Here is a 22,074-nt window from a genome sequence, read left to right as displayed (position 1 = left end):
GCGGCGGTGGCTTCGTCGAGCAGGGAGGCGTTGGCGATCGGCAGGCCGGTGAGGTCGCTGATCAGGGTCTGGAAGTTCAGCAGCGCTTCGAGACGGCCCTGGGAAATTTCTGGCTGGTAGGGGGTGTAAGCGGTGTACCAGGCCGGGTTTTCCAGCAGGTTGCGCAGGATCGGCGACGGCGTGTGGCAGTTGTAGTAGCCCTGGCCGATGTAGGTCTTGAACAGCTGATTCTTGCCGGCGATGGATTTGATCATCGCCAGGGCGTCGGCCTCGCTGAGGCCGTCGTCCATGCCGAGCACGCTGGTGCCCTTGATGCTTTCCGGGATGACGCTGGCGCTCAGGGCTTCGAGGGAATCGAAGCCGAGGCTGTTGAGCATGGCTTGCTCGTCACCGGCGCGCGGGCCGATGTGACGGGCGATGAATTCGTTGGCGGTGCCGAGATTGATGGCGGTCATGGGGTAATTCCTCAGGCTTCGGCTTGGGCTTTGATCAGGCGGTCGTAAGCGTCCTGATCGAGCAATTTGCCGACAGCGGCGGCGTCGCTTGGCTGGAAGCGGAAGAACCAGCCTTCGCCCAGCGGATCTTCGTTGACCAGCTCAGGAGCGTTTTCCAGCGCCGGGTTGACTTCCAGCACGTCGCCATCGAGCGGCATGTACACGCCGCTGGCGGCTTTCACCGATTCCACGGTGGCGGCTTCAGCGCCTTTTTCGTAAGCCTGCAGCTCAGGCAGTTGCACGAACACCACGTCGCCCAAAGCGTTCTGCGCGAATGCGGTGATGCCAACAGTGACACTGCCGTCGGCTTCGGTGCGCAGCCATTCGTGATCTTCAGTAAAACGCAACTCGCTCATGGAAACTCCTCAGGGGCCAGACTCGTCTGGTGGACGCGGTGGAAAGCTTGGGGCGGGGAAGCCCTTAATAGATGAGGAGGCAGGTAGCAAGAATGCGGCCAAGGTTGATTTATCTATATAAATCAATGGCTTGAGTTGTTTTGGTGTTTGTTGGGATGTTGCTGTTGTAGCGAAATCGCTACAGCTTGGGGCGGGGAGAAAAGCTGAACGGGATCAAAGCGTTGCGCAGCGCTGGTCACAGACGGGTGTAGCGATATCGTTCCGCTGTAGCGCTTTCGGTACAGATGGAGGTCGTTTTTGGACGGATTTCGAATCCGCCATAAATCCTGTGGGAGCGAGCCTGCTCGCGAAGACGGTGTGTCAGGCGCCAGCTATTTTGCTGATAGACCGCTTTCGCGAGCAGGCTCGCTCCCACATGGGGAATTTCCTGCAATAGGGATCCGCGGTGAGTCAGGGTTTATTGGGAATGCCGTATTTGCGCAGGCGATGGGCAATGGCGGTGTGCGAGGTCTGCAAGCGGCTCGCCAATTGCCGGGTCGAGGGGTAGCTGACGTAGAGCTTTTCCAACAGCTCTCTCTCGAAAGATTCGACCGCTTGCTCAAGGCTGTCGACATCGGTATCGGCCTGGCGCGCCACCGAAGTGCCGGCGATGTCGAGGTCACCGATATCGACCAGGCTGCTCTCGCAGATCGCTGCTGCGCGAAAAATCACGTTCTGCAATTGCCGCACGTTGCCCGGCCAGCGATTGCCGAGCAGCGCCGGATAAGTCCCCGGTGCCAGGCGGCAGACCGGGCGCTGGATCTGCGCGCAGGCCTGCTGCATGAAATAACGCGCCAGCAGCAGGATGTCCTGACCACGTTCACGCAGCGGCGGGACTTCGACGTTGAGCACGTTGAGGCGATAGAACAGGTCCTCGCGGAACAGGCCTTCGCTGACCATTTTTTCCAGGTCGCGGTGGGTCGCGCTGAGGATGCGAACGTTGACCTTTACTTCCCGATCACCACCGACGCGGCGGAAGCTGCCGTCGTTGAGAAAGCGCAGGAGTTTGGCCTGCAAGTACGGCGACATCTCGCCGATTTCATCGAGGAACACCGTGCCCTGGTTGGCCAGTTCCATCAGCCCCGGCTTACCGCCACGCGCCGCGCCAGTGAAGGCGCCGGGGGCGTAGCCGAACAGTTCGCTTTCGGCGAGGTTCTCCGGCAGTGCCGCGCAGTTCAACGCCAGAAACGGAGCGCTGTGCCGCGCACTGATCGCGTGACAGGCGCGGGCCACCAATTCTTTGCCAGTGCCGGTTTCGCCTTGAATCAACAGCGGTGCATCAAGGGCGGCGACGCGTTGCGCGCGGGCCTTGAGTGTGCGGATCGCCGGGGATTCGCCGAGCAGGGCGTCGAAGCCTTCGGCGTGATCGTGATGCAGTGCCGAGAGTTGTTCGCCGATGCGATTTGGTTGATACAGGGTCAGCAGGGCGCCGGCGTCGGTGATCGGCGTGGCGTCGAGCAGCAGGGTCTGGCCGTTGACGGTGATCTCGCGCAGCGGCAGGCGAAAGCCGTTTTCCAGCAGGGTGTCGAGCAGACCGGGATCATTGAACAGCGCCGAGACGCTTTCGCCGGCCGGTTCGCGACCGTACAGGGCAATCAGCGCCGGGTTGGCCAGCAGCACCTTGCCGGCGCTGTCGAGGGCCAGCACCGGGTCGGTCATCGCCGCGAGCAAGGCATCTAGCTGCAGATGCCGACGCTGGCCGGGCAGGATGTCGACCACGGTCACCGCCTCCACGCCGAGCACGCGAAACAGCGCATCTTTCAGTTCTTCGAGCACTTGCGGGCTCAGCGTCGGCGCGTCGATGTAGACGTTCGGCGGGATCATCTCCACCGCATCCAGATTGAGATTGCGCCCACCGAGGATAGCCAGGACTTCCTGGGTGATGCCGACGCGGTCGATGAAGCTGACGTGGATACGCATGGGGGCGGTTCAGTGATCTGCAGAGCGGAGGGGGGCAAGTATGCCTTGGGGCGGGCTAATGGTGAAATCTGTGTCCCTGCGCTGATCGTTCCCACGCTCTGCGTGGGAATGCCGCCACGGACGCTCCGCGTCCGCTGTGACGCGGAGCGTCACGGGATGCATTCCCACGCGGAGCGTGGGAACGATCAGTGTGGTGGATTCGGGTTATTCGAAATGCTCGAGGTTCACCGGATCCCCCGACTGCATATTCAACTTCTGCCGAATGTCTTCAAACATCAGATCGTAATGCTTGTGCACCGAGCCGATCTGGCTGTGGGTCTTGGGGATGCCGTACTTCTCGGCGATCCGCGTGACATCGCGGGCGAAGTTGTAGGCCTCTTCCTTGGGCAGGAAAAACGTCTCCTTCATGTCCTTGCCCTGCATGCTGCCGTGCAGGGTGAACTGAATCCCTTTGCCTTTCTGCGGATCGGTGAACACTTCATAGTCCAGATGCACGTTGTAATTGACGTCATCGTCGGTCAACGCGTGCCGCTCGATGTGCAGATGACCGGGTTCGAACTGGGCCATTGAGCTACTCCTTTCAAGGCATGGAAGCGGGGCAGGTGTTGAATCTGCCCCGGCGTTTATTGTTATCGGTAGCTGATCCCCGGCTTCGCCGTGCTGACCCGCGTACCGGCGGTGCCCTGGACGATGGCTTCGATATCGGCCAGCGAACCGATCACCGCGACCTTGCCAGTATGGCGCGCGAATTCGCAGGCTGCCTGCACCTTCGGTCCCATGGAGCCGGCGGCGAAGCCGAGGCGTTCGAGTTCGTCCGGGTGGGCTTCGGCGATGGCTTTCTGGGTGGGTTTGCCATAGTCGACAAAAGCCGCGTTGACGTCGGTGGCAATCACCAGCAGGTCGGCTTCCAGTTGCTCGGCAAGCAACGACGAACACAGATCCTTGTCGATCACCGCCTCGATGCCTTTGAGATTGCGCTGCTCGTCGTACATGGTCGGAATGCCGCCGCCTCCGGCGCAGATGACGATGCTGCCCTTGTCCAGCAGCCACTTGATCGGGCGGATTTCGAAGATGCGTTTCGGCCGTGGACTGGCGACGACGCGGCGGAATTTGTCGCCATCGGCAGCAATTGCCCAGCCTTTCTCGGCGGCGAGTTTTTCCGCTTCGGCTTTCTCGTAGACCGGGCCGATCGGCTTGCTCGGCTTCTTGAAAGCCGGGTCGTTGGCATCGACTTCAACCTGGGTCAGCAGGGTGGCGAACGGCACTTCGAAGTCGAGCAGATTGCCCAGTTCCTGTTCGATGATGTAGCCGATCATGCCTTCGGTTTCGGCACCGAGCACGTCCAGCGGGTAGGGAGTGACAGAGGTGTAGGCCGCCGCTTGCAGCGACAGCAGACCGACTTGCGGGCCATTGCCGTGAGCGATGACCAGTTGGTTGCCGGGATGGATCTTGGCGATTTGCTCGGTGGCGATGCGGATGTTGGCGCGCTGGTTGTCAGCGGTCATCGGCTCACCACGGCGGAGCAGGGCGTTACCGCCCAGGGCTACGACGATACGCATGGTGCATGTCCTTTTCGTATTGATCGTTCCCACGCTCTGCGCGGGAATGCCGCCACGGACGCTCTGCGTCCGCTGTGACGCAGAGCGTCACGGGATGCATTCCCACGCGGGAGCGTGGGAACGATCATCTTCAACCAGTTAGAGATCAGCCAGGGTCGAAACCAGAATCGCCTTGATCGTGTGCATGCGGTTTTCCGCTTGCTCGAAGGCGATGCAGGCTGGCGACTCGAACACGTCGTCGGTCACTTCGATGCCGTTTTTCAGGTGCGGATACTGCTCGGCGATTTGTTTGCCGACCTTGGTGTCGCTGTTGTGAAAGGCCGGCAGGCAGTGCATGAACTTGGTACGCGGGTTGCCGGTGGCTTTCATCAGGTCGGCGTTGACCTGATACGGCAGCAGTTGCTGGATGCGCTCGGCCCAGGCTTCCACCGGCTCACCCATCGATACCCAGACATCGGTGTGAATGAAGTCGACGCCCTTGACCGCTTCTTTCGGATCTTCGGTGAGGGTGATGCGTGCGCCGCTTTCCTCACCGTATTTTTTGCAGCGCGCCACCAGATCGTCCAACGGCCACAGCGCTTTCGGCGCGCAGATGCGCACGTCCATGCCCAGTTTGGCGCCGATCAGCAGCAGCGAGTTGCCCATGTTGTTGCGCGCGTCGCCCAAGTAGGCGTAGCTGATTTCGTGGATCGGCTTGTCAGCGTGTTCACGCATGGTCAGCACGTCGGCGATCATCTGGGTCGGGTGATATTCATCGGTCAGGCCGTTGAACACCGGCACGCCGGCGAACTTGGCCAGCTCTTCGACGATTTCCTGCTTGAAGCCACGGTACTCGATGGCGTCGTACATGCGCCCGAGCACGCGGGCGGTGTCCTTCATGCTTTCCTTGTGGCCGATCTGCGAGGAGTTCGGGTCGATGTAAGTGACGTTGGCGCCTTGGTCATAGGCCGCCACTTCGAAGGCGCAACGGGTGCGGGTCGAAGTTTTCTCGAAGATCAGGGCGATGTTGTTGCCCTTCAGATGCTGTTGCTCGGTGCCGGTGTACTTCGCACGTTTCAGATCGCGAGACAGGTCGAGCAAGTAACGCAATTCGCGAGGGGTGTGGTGTTCCAGGCTCAGCAAATTACGGTTGTGAATGTTAAACGCCATGATGATTCTCCTTGGATTCGGTAATCGGCCCGGCCGCGACGGGATGGGTGCGGCCGGGGGGACGGTCGTTTAGTAATCGATCGGGTCACGGATGATCGGGCAGGTCATGCAGTGGCCGCCGCCACGGCCGCGGCCGAGTTCGCCGGCGCTGATGGTGATGACCTCCACGCCAGCCTTGCGCAGCAGGGTGTTGGTGTAGGTGTTGCGGTCGTAGCCGATGACCACGCCCGGCTCCATCGCCACCACGTTGTTGCCGTCGTCCCATTGCTCGCGTTCGGCGGCGAAGCTGTTGCCGCCGGTTTCCACCACGCGCAGTTTCGGCAGGTTGAGCGCCGCAGCGACGGTGTCGAGGAAGCTGCCTTCTTCGCGGCGGATGTCGATGCCACCCTGTTTGCTTTCGTCAGGACGCAGGGTGAAGGCGACGATCTGGTTGACGACTTCCGGGAAAATCGTCACCAGGTCGCGGTCGCAGAAGCTGAACACGGTGTCCAGGTGCATTGCCGCGCGGGATTTCGGCAGGCCGGCGACGATGACTTTTTCCACTGCTTTGTTGTTGAACAGGTTCAGCGCCAGTTGGCCGATGGCCTGACGCGATGAACGCTCGCCCATGCCGATCAGCACCACACCGTTGCCGATCGGCATGACGTCGCCGCCCTCAAGGGTAGAGTTGCCGTGGTCCTTGTCCGGGTCGCCGTACCAGATATCGAATTCGGCGTTGGTGAACTGCGGATGGAATTTGTAGATGGCGGTGGTCAGCAGGGTTTCCTGACGGCGCGCCGGCCAGTACATCGGGTTCAGCGTCACGCCACCGTAGATCCAGCAGGTGGTATCGCGGGTGAACTGGGTGTTGGGCAGCGGCGGCAGGATGAAGCTGGAGTGGCCGAGGAAGTCGCGGAACATCTGGATGGTCTTGCCACCGAAGCTGTCCGGCAGATCATCGGCCGACACGCCGCCAATCAGGAATTCGGCGATGTGCCGTGGCTCGAGGCTTTTCAGCCAGGATTTCACTTCGCTGATCAGGCCCAGGCCCACCGAGTCGGCGGTCACCTTGCGCTCAAGAATCCAGTCCAGCGCTTCGGGAATGGCGACGATGTCGGTCAGCAGGTTGTGCATTTCCACCACGTCGATGCCGCGCTCGCGCATCTTGGTGACAAAGTCGAAATGGTCGCGCTTGGCTTGCGCCACCCACAACACGTCATCGAACAGCAGTTCATCGCAGTTGTTCGGGGTCAGCCGCTGATGGGCCAGACCTGGGGAGCAAACCATGACTTTACGCAGTTTCCCGGCTTCGGAGTGGACGCCGTACTTCACTTTTTCCGTGGTCATTTCTGTGTTCCTCCAGATGACAATTCAATCAGGGGTTACAGCGTCAGGAAGCCATCGTAGAGACCGTAGGCCGCCACCACGGCGCCCACGACCACTGCGGCGAAAATCAGCTTCTCGACGTTGGTGAAAACCGGTTGTTTGAGTTCCAGCTTGGCCTTGGCGAACAGGATCGCGCCGGGCGCATAGAGCAGGGCCGACAGCAGCAGGTACTTGACCCCGCCGGCGTACAACAACCACACCGCGTAGATCAGGGCGATACCGCCGATGATCAGATCCTTGCGCCGCTCGGCGGCGAAGCCTTCGTAGCTCTCGCCGCGCACCGCCAGCAGCAGGGCATAGGCCGCCGACCACAGGTACGGCACCAGAATCATCGAGGTGGCGAGGTAGATCAGTGACAGGTAAGTGCTGGCCGAGAACAGGGTGATGATCAGGAACACCTGCACCATCGCGTTGGTCAGCCACAGCGCGTTGACCGGCACATGGTTGGCGTTTTCCTTGCGCAGGAACTCCGGCATGGTGTGGTCTTTGGCGGCGGCGAACATGATTTCGGCACACAGCAGCACCCACGACAGCAGCGCACCGAGCAGCGAGATGATCAAGCCGACGCTGATCAGCACCGCCCCCCAGTGACCGACCACATGCTCAAGCACGGCGGCCATCGACGGGTTCTGCAGTTTCGCCAGTTCCGGCTGGGTCATGATGCCCAGCGACAGCACGTTCACCAGCACCAGAAACAGCAGCACGGTGATGAAGCCGATCACGGTGGCCTTGCCGACATCCGAGCGTTTCTCGGCGCGGGCGGAGAAGATGCTCGCGCCTTCGATGCCGATGAACACCCAGACGGTGACCAGCATCATGTTGCGCACCTGGTTCATCACACTGCCCAGATCGGGGTTTTTCACGCCCCAGATGTCGGCGGTGAAGATGTCCAGTCTGAACGCGAAGACTGCGATCAATACAAACAGCAGCAGCGGCACGACCTTGGCGACGGTGGTCACCAGGTTGATGAACGCCGCTTCCTTGATCCCGCGCAACACCAGGAAATGCACGCCCCACAGCAGCAAGGACGCGCCGATCACCGCCGCCGGGGTATTGCCTTCGCCGAAGATCGGAAAGAAATAGCCGAGGGTGCTGAACAGCAGAACGAAGTAACCGACGTTGCCCAGCCAGGCGCTGATCCAGTAGCCCCAGGCCGATGAGAAACCCATGTAGTCGCCGAATCCGGCCTTGGCGTAGGCGTAGACACCGCCGTCCAGGTCAGGCTTGCGATTGGCGAGGGTCTGAAAGACGAAAGCGAGGGTGAGCATGCCGACTGCGGTGATGGCCCAGCCGATCAGCACTGCACCGACGTCGGCGCTGGCGGCCATGTTTTGTGGCAACGAAAATATCCCGCCGCCAATCATTGAACCGACTACCAGTGCAACCAGTGCACCGAGTCTTAGTTTTCCGGGCGCTTCAGACATTTGCATGACTCCATTGCAGGAAAGGAGAGCTCACAGCCTAGTACTGTTGTCTGTTCGAACAGCTGACATGGATCAGTGCATGGTCACATTCCATTGTTAATGAATGACTTGTGCGCCCGTTGCGGGCATAACGCTGTAGCCTCAAAGGCCCATTCCAGAGCCGTTTCGCTTAGGCAGTCGAGAATAGCTATTAATGCTTTCGAACTATGACGCTAGTTGCTTTTCAGCGATTGGCAAATGTCGGTCATCTGTTTTCAGCACAGAATCGAATAATCAAGATCGGCGCACAAAACTGACTTAACGTGCTAAGCGTTATCGTGGTCGGCTATATATAACGGTGCGAAATTGGCCGTTACCTGATAAACGTCATCTACCCTTAGGCTTTTAGTCGGCAGTTGTTACAAATAAACAACAACGGCTCTTTCAAGGAGATCTGCATGTCGCAACCGACGCAAAAGCTGCGCCTTGGTGCGTTGATCGCGCTGGTGGTGGGGTCGATGATCGGCGGGGGGATTTTCTCGTTGCCGCAGAACATGGCGGCACGCGCCGATGCAGGGGCGATCCTGATCGGTTGGGGCATTACTGCGATAGGCATGCTGACGCTGGCGTTCGTCTTTCAGACCCTGGCCAATCGCAAGCCGGAGCTGGACTCGGGCGTCTACGCCTACGCCAAGGCCGGGTTTGGCGACTACATGGGATTTTCATCAGCGTGGGGTTACTGGATCAGTGCCTGGCTGGGCAACGTCGGCTATTTTGTCTTGCTGTTCAGCACCCTTGGCTATTTCTTCCCGGTGTTCGGTCAGGGCAACACGCCGATCGCCATCGGCTGCGCCTCGGTGCTGTTGTGGGCGGTGCATTTTCTGGTGATGCGCGGGATCAAGGAGGCAGCGCTGATCAACCAGCTGACCACCGTGGCCAAGGTCGTGCCGCTGATCATGTTCATCGTCATCGCTGCCGTCGCGTTCAAGGCAGAGATCTTCACCCGCGACATCTGGGGCCGCAGCAACCCGAACTTCGGCGGGGTGATGGATCAGGTGCGCAACATGATGCTGGTCACCGTGTTCGTCTTCATCGGCATCGAAGGCGCCAGCGTCTATTCGGCCCGCGCGGAGAAACGCAGCGATGTCGGCCGCGCCACGGTGATCGGTTTTCTCGGTGTGCTGGCGCTGCTGGTGCTGGTCAACGTGCTGTCGCTGGGGATCATGAGCCAGCCGGAACTGGCCAACCTGCAGAACCCTTCACTGGCGGCGGTGCTCGAGCACATCGTCGGGCCGTGGGGCGCGTTGCTCATCAGCGTCGGGCTGGCGATTTCCCTGCTCGGTGCATTGTTGTCCTGGGCCTTGCTGTGCGCGGAAATCCTCTTCGCCACGGCCAAAGACAAGACCATGCCGGCGTTCTTGAAGAAGGAAAACAAGAACCACGTGCCGGTCAACGCGCTGTGGCTGACCAATGTGATGATCCAGATTTTCCTGCTGATCACACTGTTCTCGGCGGGCACTTACACCAGTCTGATCTATCTGGCCTCGTCGATGATTCTGGTGCCGTACCTGTGGTCGGCGGCCTACGCGGTACTGCTCAGCGGGCGCGGCGAAACCTACGAGCACGCCTCGGCCGAGCGCACCAAGGATCTGCTGATCGGCGGCATCGCCCTGGTTTACGCGGTGTGGCTGTTGTATGCCGGCGGGGTAAAATATCTGCTGCTGTCGGCGCTGCTGTATGCGCCGGGGGTGATCCTGTTTGCCAAGGCCAAGCGTGAACAGGGGCAACCGGTTTTCACTACGGTGGAGAAAGGGATTTTTGCTTGCGTGGTGATCGGTGCGGGGCTGGCGGCGTATGGGTTGTATAGCGGAGTGTTGAGTTTGTAGGCGGATTTGCTTTGGCAGGTCAGGCCCCTTCGCGAGCAGGCTCGCTCCCACAGGACGACGCGAATCCATGTGGGAGCGAGCCTGCTCGCGAAGGCGGCCTCAAAATCACCACTGCGCCCGATGTGACCCCAATTCGACGGCCGGCCAATCCCACCGCACCGCCGTCCCGCTGATCTGCAGCGGCACGCGCAACCTCCGCGCCGGCCCCCACGCGGTGTGTTCAATCGCCGGATCCTGATCCTGCGCTTCTTCGGCCCGCAGCGGGTCATGCGTCCCCGGCCCATGCTCGACCAACAGCTTCGCCGTACGCGCCAGCGACAACCGCGCCGAGCCCCCGCGACCGTTGGCCAGTCGTTCAGTCAGCAACCTGAGCGCACTCGCCGCCAGCAGATACCCGGTCGCATGATCCAGCGCCTGCACCGGCAGCGGCGTCGGTTTATCGCTGTGCTTCCAATGCTGTCCGGCCTCGGCGATGCCGCTGCTCATCTGCACCAGGCTGTCGAAGCCCCGGCGGTTCTGCCAGGGGCCGCTCCAGCCGTAGGCGTTGAGGCAGACGTCGATCAGCCCCGGTGCCAGTTGCCTTCGGCGTTCAATACCAAACCCGAGATGTTCCAGCGCATCGGCGCGGTAGCCGTGCAGCAGAATGTCGGCGTCTTTCAACAGGCCTTCAAACACCGCGCGATCCGCAGGAGCCTGCAGATCCAGCCGCGCGCAGCGTTTGCCCACGGTCATCTCCGGAACGACGCCGGGTTCGTTCCAGCTCGGTGGATCGATGCGCAAGACGTTGGCGCCCAGCCCGGCGAGAAAGCGGCTGGCGGTGGGGCCGGCGAGCACGCGGGTCAGGTCGAGCACCTTGATCCCGGCCAGCGGTCGTGCGATCGAGCCTTGCCAGGCGGTGCGTTTCTCGTCCGTCTGCTCGATGAACTGCACCAGCGCTTCGGCATTCACCGCCAGCCCTTGCGGGTGTTGCTGCCACTGCGCCCAACTGCGCATTTCGGCGGCGCAGCCCTTGGCATCGACCACCGCCTGCTCAAGCTCCGCGCTCGCCCACTGTGCAACTTTCGCCGCCATCGCGGCACGATCGGCGCAGGCACCGAGCACGCGTTCAGCGGCGGCGCGGTGATGCGGAGCGTTGGTGTGCAGACGGATCCAGCCGTCCCGGGTCGCATAGTCGCCGGCGACGGGATCCCACAGCGGCGGCACCTGCCAGCCGATCGGGCGCAGCGAGGTGGAGAACCACAACGAGGCCAGACGGCGGTCGACTGCAACCGCAGGCAAGTGCCCGGTTTGCTGGTGAAGCAATTCGCTGAGCGCTTGCCCGGCAGCGGCGATGCTGGCGCAGGCCAGATCGGTCACGGCGAACGCCGAGGGCAACGCGCCGTCACCGTTGAAGGGGATCGGCGTGTGGGGCAGGCCGAGTGCGGTTTGGATGGACGTGAGCAGATCAGTCATCGAAGGCCCTCCGGAACGAGAGGGGGATGATAGTGCAAAACATAACCGGGCTGGATTGAGGATCGTTCCCACGCTCCGCGTGGGAATGCCGCCCGGGACGCTCTGCGTCCCAATCGAAAGCTGGAACGCGGAGCGTCCCTTGATGCATTCCCACGCGGAGCGTGGGAACGATCGATAGGTGGGGTAGCGGCTAGACGCGAAACTGATCCATCAATTTCATCTGCTGGCTCGCCAGGCTGTTGAGCTGGCTGCTGATCGCTGCCGATTCTGTGGCCTGCTCGGTCAGGGTTTCGGTGACGGTGCGAATCGCCGAGACGTTGCGGTTGACCTCTTCGGCCACGGCGCTCTGTTCTTCGGCGGCGCTGGCGATCTGCAGGTTCATGTCGCTGATTACCGTCACCGCATCGCTGATCTTGCCCAGTGCATCGACCGCCTGACGAATCTGCCCGGCGTTGTTGTGCGCCTGGGTCTGGCTCGAGTGCATGGTCGCGACCACGCCACGGGTGCCGGTCTGAATGCGCTCGATAACGATGCGGATTTCTTCCACCGAATCCTGCGTGCGCTTGGCCAGGTTGCGCACCTCGTCGGCGACCACGGCAAAACCGCGACCGCTTTCGCCGGCGCGGGCGGCTTCGATGGCAGCGTTGAGGGCCAGCAGGTTGGTTTGTTCGGCGATGCTGCGAATCACTTCCAGCACCGAGCCGATCTGCTCGCTGTTCACTGCCAGCGCTTCGACTTCGGTCACTGCTTTGCTGACCTCATCGGCCAGCTGATTGATGTCGCGGGTGCTGCGCTCGATGATCGCCATGCCATCCTTCGCCGACTGATCGGCACCCTTGGCGGCGTTGGCGGCGTTCGAGGCACTGTTGGCAACGTCGTGGGCAGTGGCGCTCATTTCGTTGGACGCGGTGGCGACCTGATCGATTTCGCGGAACTGCACCTGCATGCCTTCGCTGGTCTGGCGGGCAATTTCCGATGACTGATCAGCCGTGCCACGTGCTTCGGTGATGCTCTGTTTGATCTGCGCGATGGTCGGCTGAAGCTTGTCGAGGAAGCGGTTGAACCAGTTCACCAGTTCGCCCAGTTCATCTTTCTTGCTGTAGTTCAGGCGCTGGGTCAGATCGCCTTCGCCGCTGGCGATGTTCTTCAACATGTCGGCGACGCTGTTGATCGGACGGGTGACGCCGGAGGCGGTGAGCCAGATCAGCAGCAGGCCGACCAGACCGGCCACGCCCGCCACCAGCAGGGCAGTGATGACGCCGGTTTGTTGCGCGTCATCCAGCACCGCTTGCAGTTTCACCGAGTCGGCCAGCAGCACGTGCTCGGGCAGGTCGATGACCACGCCCCAGGCGCGCGAATTGCCGATCGGGTCGACCGGGTAAACCGCGCGAATCAGCTCGCCCTGTTGGAGAATTTTCGCCGTACCGCTGCCAACCAGTTGCAAGACATCCTTGCCGTCAGCGCCGAGGGTGTCGCTGATTTTTTTGCCGACCCGCGTCGGGTCAGCACTGTCGGCCGCCAGCACGCCGCTGCCGGAAACGATCAGCATGTGCCCGGCGTTGTTGAACAGGCTGCGCTGCGAGTCGACGGCGGCGGCTTGCAGGGCGTCGAGCGCGATGTCGACACCGACCACGCCGATCGCTTTGCCGTCGACCAGCAGCGGCACGGAAATGGTGGTCATGAGCATTTCCTTGCCACCGACGGTGTCGGCATACGGGTCGAGCAGGCAGGTGCGCTTGTTGTCGCGAGGGCAGGTGTACCAACTGTTGTATGGCGTGCCGCTGACGCTGAGGGTGGTTTTGGTCAGGTCGTCCTCGACCATGATTGTATTCAGCGCGGCGCCGGCGGCACGGCTCCAGTACGAGGCGAAGCGCCCGGCTTCGTTGGACTGCCGCGCGGCATCGTTGGCGAATTCGCTGTCCTTGCCGTCGAGGCCGTTGGGTTCGAAGGCCAACCAGATGCCAAGGACTTTATCGTTGCGCTCGAAAGCGGTTTTCAGACTCTGGTTCAACTCTTCCCGAACGGCGCCGGCTTCGAGTGAACGCTTGGCCGCCATCGTCCGCAGATCCTTGATCTGATCGGCGAGGGCGGTGACCACCAGCAGGCTTTCACCAAAGGTTTTCTGCACCCGCACCGCTTGCTCGGCGGCCTTGGCCTGCAACAGGTTCTGCACGCTGGCGGTGAGCAACTGGTTGCTGGATTGACTGACCAGCGCGTCGTTCTGGTTGGTCTGGTAGATGTTCATGCTGACAATCAGTGCCACCACTGCGAGCAGGCACAGGCCGGAGAGCAGGACGATTTTCAGGCGAATGGAAAGAGAGTCGAACATGGGGCGATCTCGCGAATGGAATAAACAGGTGGCTGGGCCGGGAGCCCGGTTTGCCAAATCCATTCAGCGCCATTCAATCCTCATCGGCGTTAAGCGAAACGGCATGAGGCGCTTGCCGACGGACGGTCGCTGCTAAACGTTTGCGCAGGGGAAAGTGCTGAAAAGGCTTTAATTACAGGGATGTTTCACTACCGCGACGGGCGTCTCCGGGCGCGACCAGATCCACAGGTTGCCCAGGCCCATGCCGGCAATCGCCAGATAGCTCGGCCAGCCGTGGTCGAGCATCACCAGCATCAGCGTGGCGCACAGCAGCATGCTGACGGTGGCGCTGACTTTGGCCTTACGCGCGATGATCCTGCCGTTGCGCCAGTTACTCAGGATCGGCCCGAAGAGGCGATGATTCTCCAGCCACGCACTCAAGCGCGGCGAACTGCGGGTCGCGGCCCACGCGGCAAGGAGGATGAACTCGGTGGTCGGCAGACCGGGCACGACGATGGCGACCAGGCCAATGCCGAGGCTGACATAGGCCAGCAGGCCGAACAGCAGACGGGCGAGTTTTGATGGGACGGGTGCGGGCATGGCTCAGCGGTGGCTTCTGAAGCGGAACGGGGATCTTACAGACTTACGCAGACCCCCTGTAGGAGCTGCCGAAGGCTGCGATCTTTTGATCTTTAAAGCAACATCAAAAGATCGCAGCCTTCGGCAGCTCCTACACAGGGATATTCGTGGCGCTCAGGCCACTTCGGCTTCTATGGCATAAGCCCGTTCCAGCAGCACGGTGAAGCGGTTGAACGCATCCAGTGCACCTTGCTCCACTTCGGCTTCTTCCTCTGCCGTGAACGGCAACGCATCGAGGGTGCGCACAAAGCTTTTCCAGCCCTCGGCGCGGCCACCTTGCGGTTCCGCCAAATGCCGTGCACCGAAGCTTTCGCTCAGCTCCAGTGCCACCGCGCGCTTGATCAGGAACGCCGCGCCGAGCTTGGAACCCTCGGAAACAAAGATCCAGCCCAGCGCCCGCGCCTTGCTCGGGTTTTTAAGCGCGCCGGCCACCGGCGCCGGAACCTCGGTGTCGAGGTCGGCAAGGTCAGCCTTGGCCGCTTCGGCGCGGCAACGGGCCGGCAGATCGGGGACGATTGAAGTCAGTTCGGCATCGTTGTACAGCTCGACCAGTTCCGCCTGGAACAGGTATTGCGCGACGACGAAACGGGCGAAGCTGGCGCGGGTTTCGAACGGCGCGTGGGCTTTGACCAGCGCATCGAGTTTGCTGTGCGGCTCATGGGTGATCTGGTTCAGGCGTTGCGAACGCAGGGCTTTTTCCGGGGCGGTCATGGGGTGTCCTTGATAAATGAGGCGCTTGATAACAAGACGTACGGGCGGGCGGCGGACAGTAAAAAAACCTCACTGCGCAGCGCGAACACGCGCAGTGAGGCCGGGCGGATCAGATGTCCCAGATCAGGTTGATCGCGAAGTTGCGTCCCGGTTGGGTCAGCCGATCGAGGTTGGCCGGTTGCGTCACCGAGGCTTCGCCAACGCTGTCGTAACCGCGCACGTCATCCCACAGCCAGTACTTCTTGTCGGTCAGGTTGTAGACGCCGCCGCTGACGGTGACATCGTTGGTGACTTTGTAATAGCCGGCCAGATCGAGAATGCCGAAGCCCGGGGTCTTGAACTGACTGCTGACGCCGTCCGGCGACTTGAAGTTGCTGTCGTCGACGCGGTCCTTTTTCTTCACCACGGTCCAGCTCAGCAGGCCGCCATAGTTGTCCTGGTCGTAACCGAGGCCGAATACGCCGGTGAGCGGATTGACGCTGTTGATCGGCTCGCCGCTATCGTTGTTGCGACCGTAGGCGTAGGCGATCGAGCCTTGGGTATACAGGCCTTGCGGCGCGCCGAACGCATCCAGGTTCAAGCGACCTTTGACTTCCGCACCCTTGATGGTGGCGCGCTTGATGTTGTTGCTCTGGAAGGTCAACTGATCGTCGCCCGGCTTGACCGCGTCCTCGTTGATGAAGTCGCGGTACTTGTTATAGAACACCGCGACGTCGAACGAACCCTGCTCGAAATTCCCGCGCAGGCCGGTTTCGAAGCCTTTGCTCTTTTCCGGCTCGAGGTCGGAGTTGGGCGCCACGGTGTAGCCGGTGGTGTTGTTCTCGAAACGCCCGTAAAGGGCTTTCGCCGTCGGCGTGCGGAAGCCTTCGGCGTACTGGCCGTACCAGGTGTAGTTGTCCGTCAGTGCATAGGTCAGGCCGAATTTTGGCGAGACTTTGTGCCAGGTCTTGTTCTTGTCGCTGACCGTGCCCTGGCCGTCGGCATTCACGGTGTTGAGGAATTCCTCGGTGATGTGCGGCTTGAGCTGGGTGTAGTCGTAGCGCAGGCCCGGCAGGAAGGTCCAGTCGTTCCAGCTGATCTGATCCTGGGCGAACAGGCTGTAGGTGTTGATGGTCGGATCGGGGAAATCAGAGGCCTTGGCCAGCACGTCCGCCGCACTGGTCGCGCCAATCGCCGTGCAGCCGCGACCGACGGCCACGCAGGTGCCGTCGCCGCTGCGTGAACCGGTGACTTTCTGCTGTTTGATCGTGGTGCCGTAAGTCAGCAGGTGATCGGTGTCACCGATGGCGAAAGCCTTGTCCAGTTGCGCGTCGAACACCCACTGTTTTTCTTCGTAGATCGTGTCTCGGGTACGCAGCACTTTACGAGTGATCGGGTAGTACAACTCCTCGGTGCTCTGGTCGGTCTTGGCGATCTGGTGATTGAGGCTCCACTTGACGTTATCGACCAGCAGGCTGTCGAGGGCGAACGCGTGTTCGATACCGAAACGCTCGCGGGTGATGGTGTCGTTACCGGTGCGCCACTGGTACATGCCGCCGGGCAGGACGCTGCTCGGAATGGTCGGCGCGCCGTTGAAATACGGGCCGCCGTAGGCACTTTTCTGGTCGGTGTCGCGATCGTCCTTGTACTTTTCGTAGGTCAGGCCCAGGCGCGAATCGTCGTTGTAGTTCCAGCCGAGTTTGGCCAGGACGTTAGTCGCGCGCACGTCTTCCGGGTTGGCGGCGGTGCGCGCAAGGCCGGTGCCGTTGTTGCCGCCGAAGGACTCGGTTTCGTGTCCGTCGCGCTGGCTGTAATGCAGCAAGCCGTCGAACTCACCGCTGCGCCCGGCGACGGTGGCCGACTTCAGCCAGCTGTCGTCGGCGGAGCTGTAACCGCTTTTCAGGCGCGCGCCGACGTCCTTGCCCGGTTTGATGATGTCGTCGGCGTCCAGCGTGTAATAGCTGACCGCGCCACCAATGGCGTTGCTGCCGTACAGCACCGAGGCCGGGCCGCGCAGAATTTCCACACGCTTGACGATTTCCGGGTCGACGTAGTTGCGCTGGCTCTTGGCGTAGGGGCCGTTGAAGAAACCGTTGGGGATTTCCACGCCATCGACCTGGGTCAAGATGCGGTCGCCGTCGATACCGCGAATGTTGTAGCCACTGATGCCGCCGCGCTGACCGGCACCGCCAACGGAAACGCCCGGCTCGTAGCGCACCAGATCCTTGATGGTATTGACGTTGTTGCGGTCAAGCGCTTGGCGATCATGCACGCTGACCGTCGAGGGCACGCTGTTGACCGACTGTTCCTGGCGAGTGGCGCTGATGGTCACCTGATCGAGATTGAGCGTGCCGCTGCTGTTGCGTTTTTCCAGCACGACATTGTTGTTGCTCAGTTTGCGAAAGCTCAGGTTGGTCCCCACCAACAGGCGCTCGAGGGCTTTCTCCGGCGGCAGCGAACCGCGCACGCCCGGCGACGACACGTTCTGCCCCAACTCGGCCGGCAAACCGACCTGCCAACCGGTCACGGCGGTAAAGGCATTCAATGCCGAAACCAGTGGTTGCTGGCTGATGGCGAAGGCGTAATCGCCCATGTTGCGCGCCGGTTGCTCGGCGGCGGCGAGCAGCGGTGCGGTGCCAGCCATGAGGATGGCCGCAGTCAGCAGCGACAGTACGCGGGAAGGGGAAGCAGTCTGGCGGGTAAGGCGTGAGGACATCGATAGCGCTCCGTGTCGCACGAATCTTTATAGGTGCTGATCGGCATGGTTAGATGCGAATCAATTGCATTGGCTATAACGAGACGTACTGCCGTTGGCTATCGAGTAAAAATAATTCTCATTCAGTTCAGAATCACCAGCGCAGGGAATTCCTGCAGGCGCGCCGAGGTGATGTGGGCGAGAGAGCGGACCACGTCGAGCGGCTGGTCGAGACGGTAATTGCCGGTGACGGCGACGTCGGCCAGTTGCTCGTTGTTGTTGATGATCCAGCCCGGATAGTAGCGGCGCAGCTCGGCCAGCACCTGATTCAGCGGGCAGTTCTCGAACACCAGACGGCCTTCAACCCAGGCCAGATCGGCATTGGCGTCGAGCTTGGCAGGGCGATCAAATCCGTTGGGGCCGATGCGAATGCTTTCCCCGGCACGCAGGCGCACCCGGGCATCGTTGTGGGTGGCGCGCAGATCGACATCGCCACGCTGCACATTCACTTGCGCGACCCCGTCGAGGTAGCGCACGGCGAACGCGGTGTCGTGGACGCTGGCCGTTACCGGACCTGCGTCGATCTCCAGCGGCTGATTACGCCCGCTGGCGATCTCGAAAAACGCCTCGCCCTGAAACAGTCGGGCCACGCGCTGTTGATCGTTGATGGTGCTGGAAAACGCCGAATTGGTATTGAGCAGAACCTTCGAGCCGTCCTCCAGTTGCAGACGCTGACGCTCGCCGACCACGGTGAGGTGATCCGCTTGAATGCGCATCGGCAGGTTGCTGAAACTGAACAGCCCGAGGATCAGCACCGCAGCGGTAGCCAGCGGTTTCCAGTGCGGGCGCAAGCGTTTGAGAAAAGTGATTTTTACCGGTTTTGCTGCCAGAGCCTCGGCGCACAGTGCGACTTGCGGGCCGTCCCAGATCGCCTGGGCCTTGGCGAATGCCTCGGCATTCAACGGATCAGCCGCCAGCCAGGCATGAAATTGCCGGGTCTGTTCCTCATCCGGGCTGCCGAGCACGATGAGCCAGTCCAGCGCCTGGTCCATTGCAGCTGCAGCGTCCCGCGCTGAATCGGGCGAAGGCGGGCGGTGGGTGTCCGTCACGGTGGTTCCTCAGGGCTTCTGGCGAAGCAAGGCTTCTGGCGAAGCAGTTTCTAGCTTCAAGCTGCAAGCTGCAAGCCGGATTGGGTTACTGCATTTCGTTTTTGCTTGCCGCTTGAAGCTTGCAGCTCAAAGCTTGCCACTGCCGTTATGTCGTTCGGCAACGCCGATGCAGATCGACATGATCAGTTTCAGTTCCTTCTGCACGGTGCTCAGCGAAACATCAAGTTCATCAGCGATTTCCTGATAGCTGTGGCCGTGCAAACGGCTGAGGATGAAGATCTGCTGCTGGCGCGGGCTGAGTTGGCTGAGGCTCACGTTCAAACGCTCCAGCAGTTGTTCGGCGTGGGCGGCGTCTTCGGCGCTGCTGGCGGGCGCGGCGATGCTCTGCACGACATCTTGCGGCACGTCGTCGACCATGGTCCGCGCATGAATCTTGCGCGCACGCAAATGGTCCAGCGCCAGATTGCGCGCGGTCTGGAAGACAAAGGGTTCAAGGTGATCGATGGCCCGTTCGCTCAACGCCCGGGTCACGCGCAGGTAGGTCTCCTGTAACAGGTCTTCAGCGGTGCTGTGATTGTTGACCATCCGTTCCAGCGTGCGCAGCAGGGAAGTGCGCTGGGCGAGGAAGACGTGGTTGAAGCGCGATTGACTCACGGGAGGACCTGATCCATTTCGAGCGAATGATAATGCTTATCATCCATCTGAATGGTCAAGTGCTGATTTGTCTGAGAACGGTAAAGCTCTGGGTAAAACAGGACCCCTGTAGGAGCTGCCGAAGGCTGCGATCTTTTGATCTTGTTTTTAAAAAGTCAAAATCAAAAGATCGCAGCCTTCGGCAGCTCCTACAGGGATGTGCGTCAAATCAAGGAGCGCCGGTTCATTCGGCGTTACACAATGCCAGGCAGTTATCCAGCATGCGGTTGGAGAAGCCCCATTCGTTGTCGTACCAGGCCAGCACTTTCAGCAACTTGCCACTGACTTTGGTGTGGTTGGCGTCGAAGATTGACGACAGCGGGTTGTGGTTGAAGTCGCTGGAAACCAGCGGCAAGGTGTTGTAACCGAGAATCTTCGAATGCTGGCTCGCCGCTTTCAGCAGGGCGTTGACTTCATCGGCACTGGCTTCTTTCTTCAGTTGCACGGTGAGGTCGACCAGCGACACGTTGATCACCGGTACGCGCACAGCCATGCCGGTCAGTTTGCCCGCCAGTTCCGGCAGCACCAGGCCTACCGCTTCGGCTGCGCCGGTCTTGCTCGGGATCATGTTCTGCGTGGCCGAGCGGGCGCGGTACGGGTCGCTGTGATAGACGTCGGTGAGGTTCTGGTCGTTGGTGTAGGCGTGGATGGTGGTCATCAGGCCGCTTTCGATCCCCAGCTCGCGATGCAGCACCTGCGCCACTGGCGCGAGGCAGTTGGTGGTGCACGAAGCGTTGGAAATGATCTGGTGCGACTGACGCAGAATGTCGTGGTTGACGCCATAAACGACGGTGGCGTCGGCGCCTTTGGCCGGGGCAGAAATGATCACCTTGCGGGCGCCGGCGCTGATATGCGCGGCGGCTTTGGCACGGTCGGTGAACAGACCGGTGCATTCGAACACTACGTCGATTTTTTCTGCGGCCCACGGCAGGTCGGCCGGGTTGCGAATGGCGCTGACCGCGATGCGGTCGCCATTGACCGTCAGGCTTTCGTTATCGTGCGCCACTTCGGCGTCGAAAGTGCCGTGGACGGTGTCGTATTTGAGCAGATGGGCATTGATCGAACTGTCACCCAGATCGTTGATCGCGACGATCTGCAGGTCTTGACGATAGCCTTGGGTATACAGTGCGCGCAGGACATTACGGCCGATGCGGCCAAAACCATTGATTGCGATTCGAAGAGTCATGGAACAGCGCCGCCGTCGTTTTGTTGTTGGAATTACAAGATTATTCGCATAAAAATAGAAAACAAGCCTTTTTAGTGGCAATATTTTGTTTTATCTACAACGAGTGACCTGAATCAACTGGTCCGAATGGTCAAAAAAGCCGTCTGTCATTCCAACAACAACGGCGTTTGATCAGCATAGACAATCAGGTCGCCACATCCGTTAGCCTGGAGTTCTACACATGCATCCCCGCGTTCTTGAGGTCACCGAACGGCTTATCGCCCGCAGCCGCGCCACGCGTCAGGCTTACCTTGCATTGATTCGCGGCGCCGCCACCGACGGCCCGATGCGCGGCAAGCTGCAATGCGCCAACTTCGCCCACGGCGTGGCCGGTTGCGGCAGCGAAGACAAGCACAGCCTGCGGATGATGAACTCGGCGAACATCGCCATTGTGTCTTCGTATAACGACATGCTTTCGGCGCACCAGCCGTACGAAGTCTTTCCACAACAGATCAAGAACGCCCTGCGCGAAATCGGCTCGGTCGGCCAGTTCGCCGGCGGCACTCCGGCCATGTGCGATGGCGTGACCCAGGGTGAGCCGGGCATGGAACTGAGCCTGCCCAGCCGCGAAGTGATCGCCATGTCCACCGCCGTGGCGTTGTCGCACAACATGTTCGACGGCGCGCTGATGCTCGGCATCTGCGACAAGATCGTTCCGGGCCTGATGATGGGTTCGCTGCGTTTCGGTCATCTGCCGACCATTTTCGTACCGGGCGGGCCGATGGTGTCGGGGATTTCCAACAAGGAAAAAGCCGACGTCCGCCAGAAGTACGCCGAAGGCAAGGCGACCCGCGAAGAGCTGCTGGAATCGGAGATGAAGTCCTACCACAGCCCGGGCACCTGCACCTTCTACGGCACCGCCAACACCAACCAGTTGCTGATGGAAGTCATGGGCCTGCACTTGCCGGGCGCGTCTTTCGTCAACCCGAACACGCCGCTGCGCGACGCCCTGACCCGCGAAGCCGCGCATCAGGTCACGCGCCTGACCAAGCAGAACGGCAACTTCATGCCGATCGGCGAAATCGTCGACGAAAAGGCGCTGGTCAACTCCATCGTTGCCCTGCACGCCACCGGCGGCTCGACCAACCACAC

17 protein-coding genes and 1 pseudogene are annotated in these 22,074 nt (G+C 61.1%); 2 read left to right on the top strand and 16 right to left on the bottom strand.

Annotated elements, in window-relative coordinates; genetic code table 11:
* From D8U60_RS02860 to arcD (D8U60_RS02825), 8 genes and pseudogenes are all read right to left on the bottom strand, one after another.
* Positions 1–455 (bottom strand): annotated as a pseudogene (locus D8U60_RS02860) (glycine dehydrogenase (aminomethyl-transferring)); the annotation flags it as partial.
* A gap of 11 nt (positions 456–466) precedes the next feature.
* Positions 467–850, bottom strand: coding sequence for a glycine cleavage system protein GcvH (gene gcvH, locus D8U60_RS02855; protein ID WP_016773514.1), 384 nt, complete (start codon positions 848–850; stop codon positions 467–469).
* A gap of 450 nt (positions 851–1,300) precedes the next feature.
* Entirely contained in the window at positions 1,301–2,809 is a 1,509-nt protein-coding gene (locus D8U60_RS02850) for a sigma-54-dependent transcriptional regulator (RefSeq protein ID WP_110646607.1), read from the bottom strand.
* A gap of 204 nt (positions 2,810–3,013) precedes the next feature.
* A complete protein-coding gene (locus tag D8U60_RS02845) occupies positions 3,014–3,376 on the bottom strand; it encodes a DUF5064 family protein (protein WP_042607276.1) in 363 nt (120 codons plus the stop codon).
* A 62-nt stretch (positions 3,377–3,438) separates the two neighbouring features.
* Positions 3,439–4,368 (bottom strand): carbamate kinase, encoded by a 930-nt coding sequence (gene arcC, locus D8U60_RS02840; RefSeq protein ID WP_130899427.1) that lies wholly within the window; start codon positions 4,366–4,368, stop codon positions 3,439–3,441.
* Between the two features lie 138 nt (positions 4,369–4,506).
* The gene (locus D8U60_RS02835) at positions 4,507–5,517 is read right to left on the bottom strand and encodes an ornithine carbamoyltransferase (protein ID WP_024014074.1); all 1,011 of its coding nucleotides are present in this window, start codon (positions 5,515–5,517) and stop codon (positions 4,507–4,509) included.
* A gap of 69 nt (positions 5,518–5,586) precedes the next feature.
* Positions 5,587–6,843: an arginine deiminase gene (gene arcA / locus D8U60_RS02830; RefSeq protein WP_130899426.1), complete on the bottom strand. Its 1,257-nt coding sequence runs from the start codon at positions 6,841–6,843 to the stop codon at positions 5,587–5,589.
* 35 nt (positions 6,844–6,878) lie between these two features.
* Positions 6,879–8,306 carry an arginine-ornithine antiporter gene (gene arcD, locus D8U60_RS02825; RefSeq protein WP_016773517.1) on the bottom strand — a complete coding sequence of 476 codons (1,428 nt, stop codon included), beginning with the start codon at positions 8,304–8,306 and terminating at the stop codon, positions 6,879–6,881.
* Between the two features lie 437 nt (positions 8,307–8,743).
* On the opposite strand from arcD (D8U60_RS02825), the gene arcD (D8U60_RS02820) reads away from it, so the two are divergent.
* On the top strand, positions 8,744–10,171 hold the full coding sequence (gene arcD, locus D8U60_RS02820) for an arginine-ornithine antiporter (protein ID WP_122880481.1): 1,428 nt from the start codon (positions 8,744–8,746) through the stop codon (positions 10,169–10,171).
* A gap of 105 nt (positions 10,172–10,276) precedes the next feature.
* On the opposite strand, the gene D8U60_RS02815 is transcribed toward arcD (D8U60_RS02820), so the two are convergent.
* The 8 genes from D8U60_RS02815 to gap form a co-directional block, all read right to left on the bottom strand.
* Positions 10,277–11,623, bottom strand: coding sequence for a CoA transferase (locus tag D8U60_RS02815; protein ID WP_130899425.1), 1,347 nt, complete (start codon positions 11,621–11,623; stop codon positions 10,277–10,279).
* 190 nt (positions 11,624–11,813) lie between these two features.
* Positions 11,814–13,952 carry a methyl-accepting chemotaxis protein gene (locus D8U60_RS02805; protein ID WP_130899424.1) on the bottom strand — a complete coding sequence of 713 codons (2,139 nt, stop codon included), beginning with the start codon at positions 13,950–13,952 and terminating at the stop codon, positions 11,814–11,816.
* A 168-nt stretch (positions 13,953–14,120) separates the two neighbouring features.
* Complete coding sequence (locus D8U60_RS02800) at positions 14,121–14,531, bottom strand: YbaN family protein (protein ID WP_130899423.1); 411 nt, start codon at positions 14,529–14,531, stop codon at positions 14,121–14,123.
* A gap of 153 nt (positions 14,532–14,684) precedes the next feature.
* Positions 14,685–15,281, bottom strand: a complete 597-nt coding sequence (locus D8U60_RS02795; RefSeq protein ID WP_130899422.1) for a biliverdin-producing heme oxygenase — start codon at positions 15,279–15,281, stop codon at positions 14,685–14,687.
* Between the two features lie 109 nt (positions 15,282–15,390).
* Positions 15,391–17,976, bottom strand: a complete 2,586-nt coding sequence (locus D8U60_RS02790) for a TonB-dependent receptor (protein WP_130899421.1) — start codon at positions 17,974–17,976, stop codon at positions 15,391–15,393.
* Between the two features lie 122 nt (positions 17,977–18,098).
* A complete protein-coding gene (locus D8U60_RS02785; RefSeq protein ID WP_073472027.1) occupies positions 18,099–19,064 on the bottom strand; it encodes a FecR domain-containing protein in 966 nt (321 codons plus the stop codon).
* 126 nt (positions 19,065–19,190) lie between these two features.
* The gene (locus tag D8U60_RS02780) at positions 19,191–19,718 is read right to left on the bottom strand and encodes a sigma-70 family RNA polymerase sigma factor (protein ID WP_076563927.1); all 528 of its coding nucleotides are present in this window, start codon (positions 19,716–19,718) and stop codon (positions 19,191–19,193) included.
* A gap of 223 nt (positions 19,719–19,941) precedes the next feature.
* Positions 19,942–20,943, bottom strand: coding sequence for a type I glyceraldehyde-3-phosphate dehydrogenase (gene gap / locus D8U60_RS02775; RefSeq protein WP_016773526.1), 1,002 nt, complete (start codon positions 20,941–20,943; stop codon positions 19,942–19,944).
* A 220-nt stretch (positions 20,944–21,163) separates the two neighbouring features.
* Here gap and D8U60_RS02770 point away from each other — a divergent pair.
* Positions 21,164–22,074 (top strand): dihydroxy-acid dehydratase (locus D8U60_RS02770; RefSeq protein ID WP_177435434.1); only part of this gene is annotated, 911 nt, incomplete at its 3' end.

Origin of the sequence: Pseudomonas sp. Sample_11 (genome assembly GCF_004307505.1) — a bacterium.
GTDB classification, from domain to species: Bacteria; Pseudomonadota; Gammaproteobacteria; order Pseudomonadales; family Pseudomonadaceae; genus Aquipseudomonas; species Aquipseudomonas atacamensis.
This window is presented reverse-complemented; position numbering and strand designations above follow the sequence as displayed.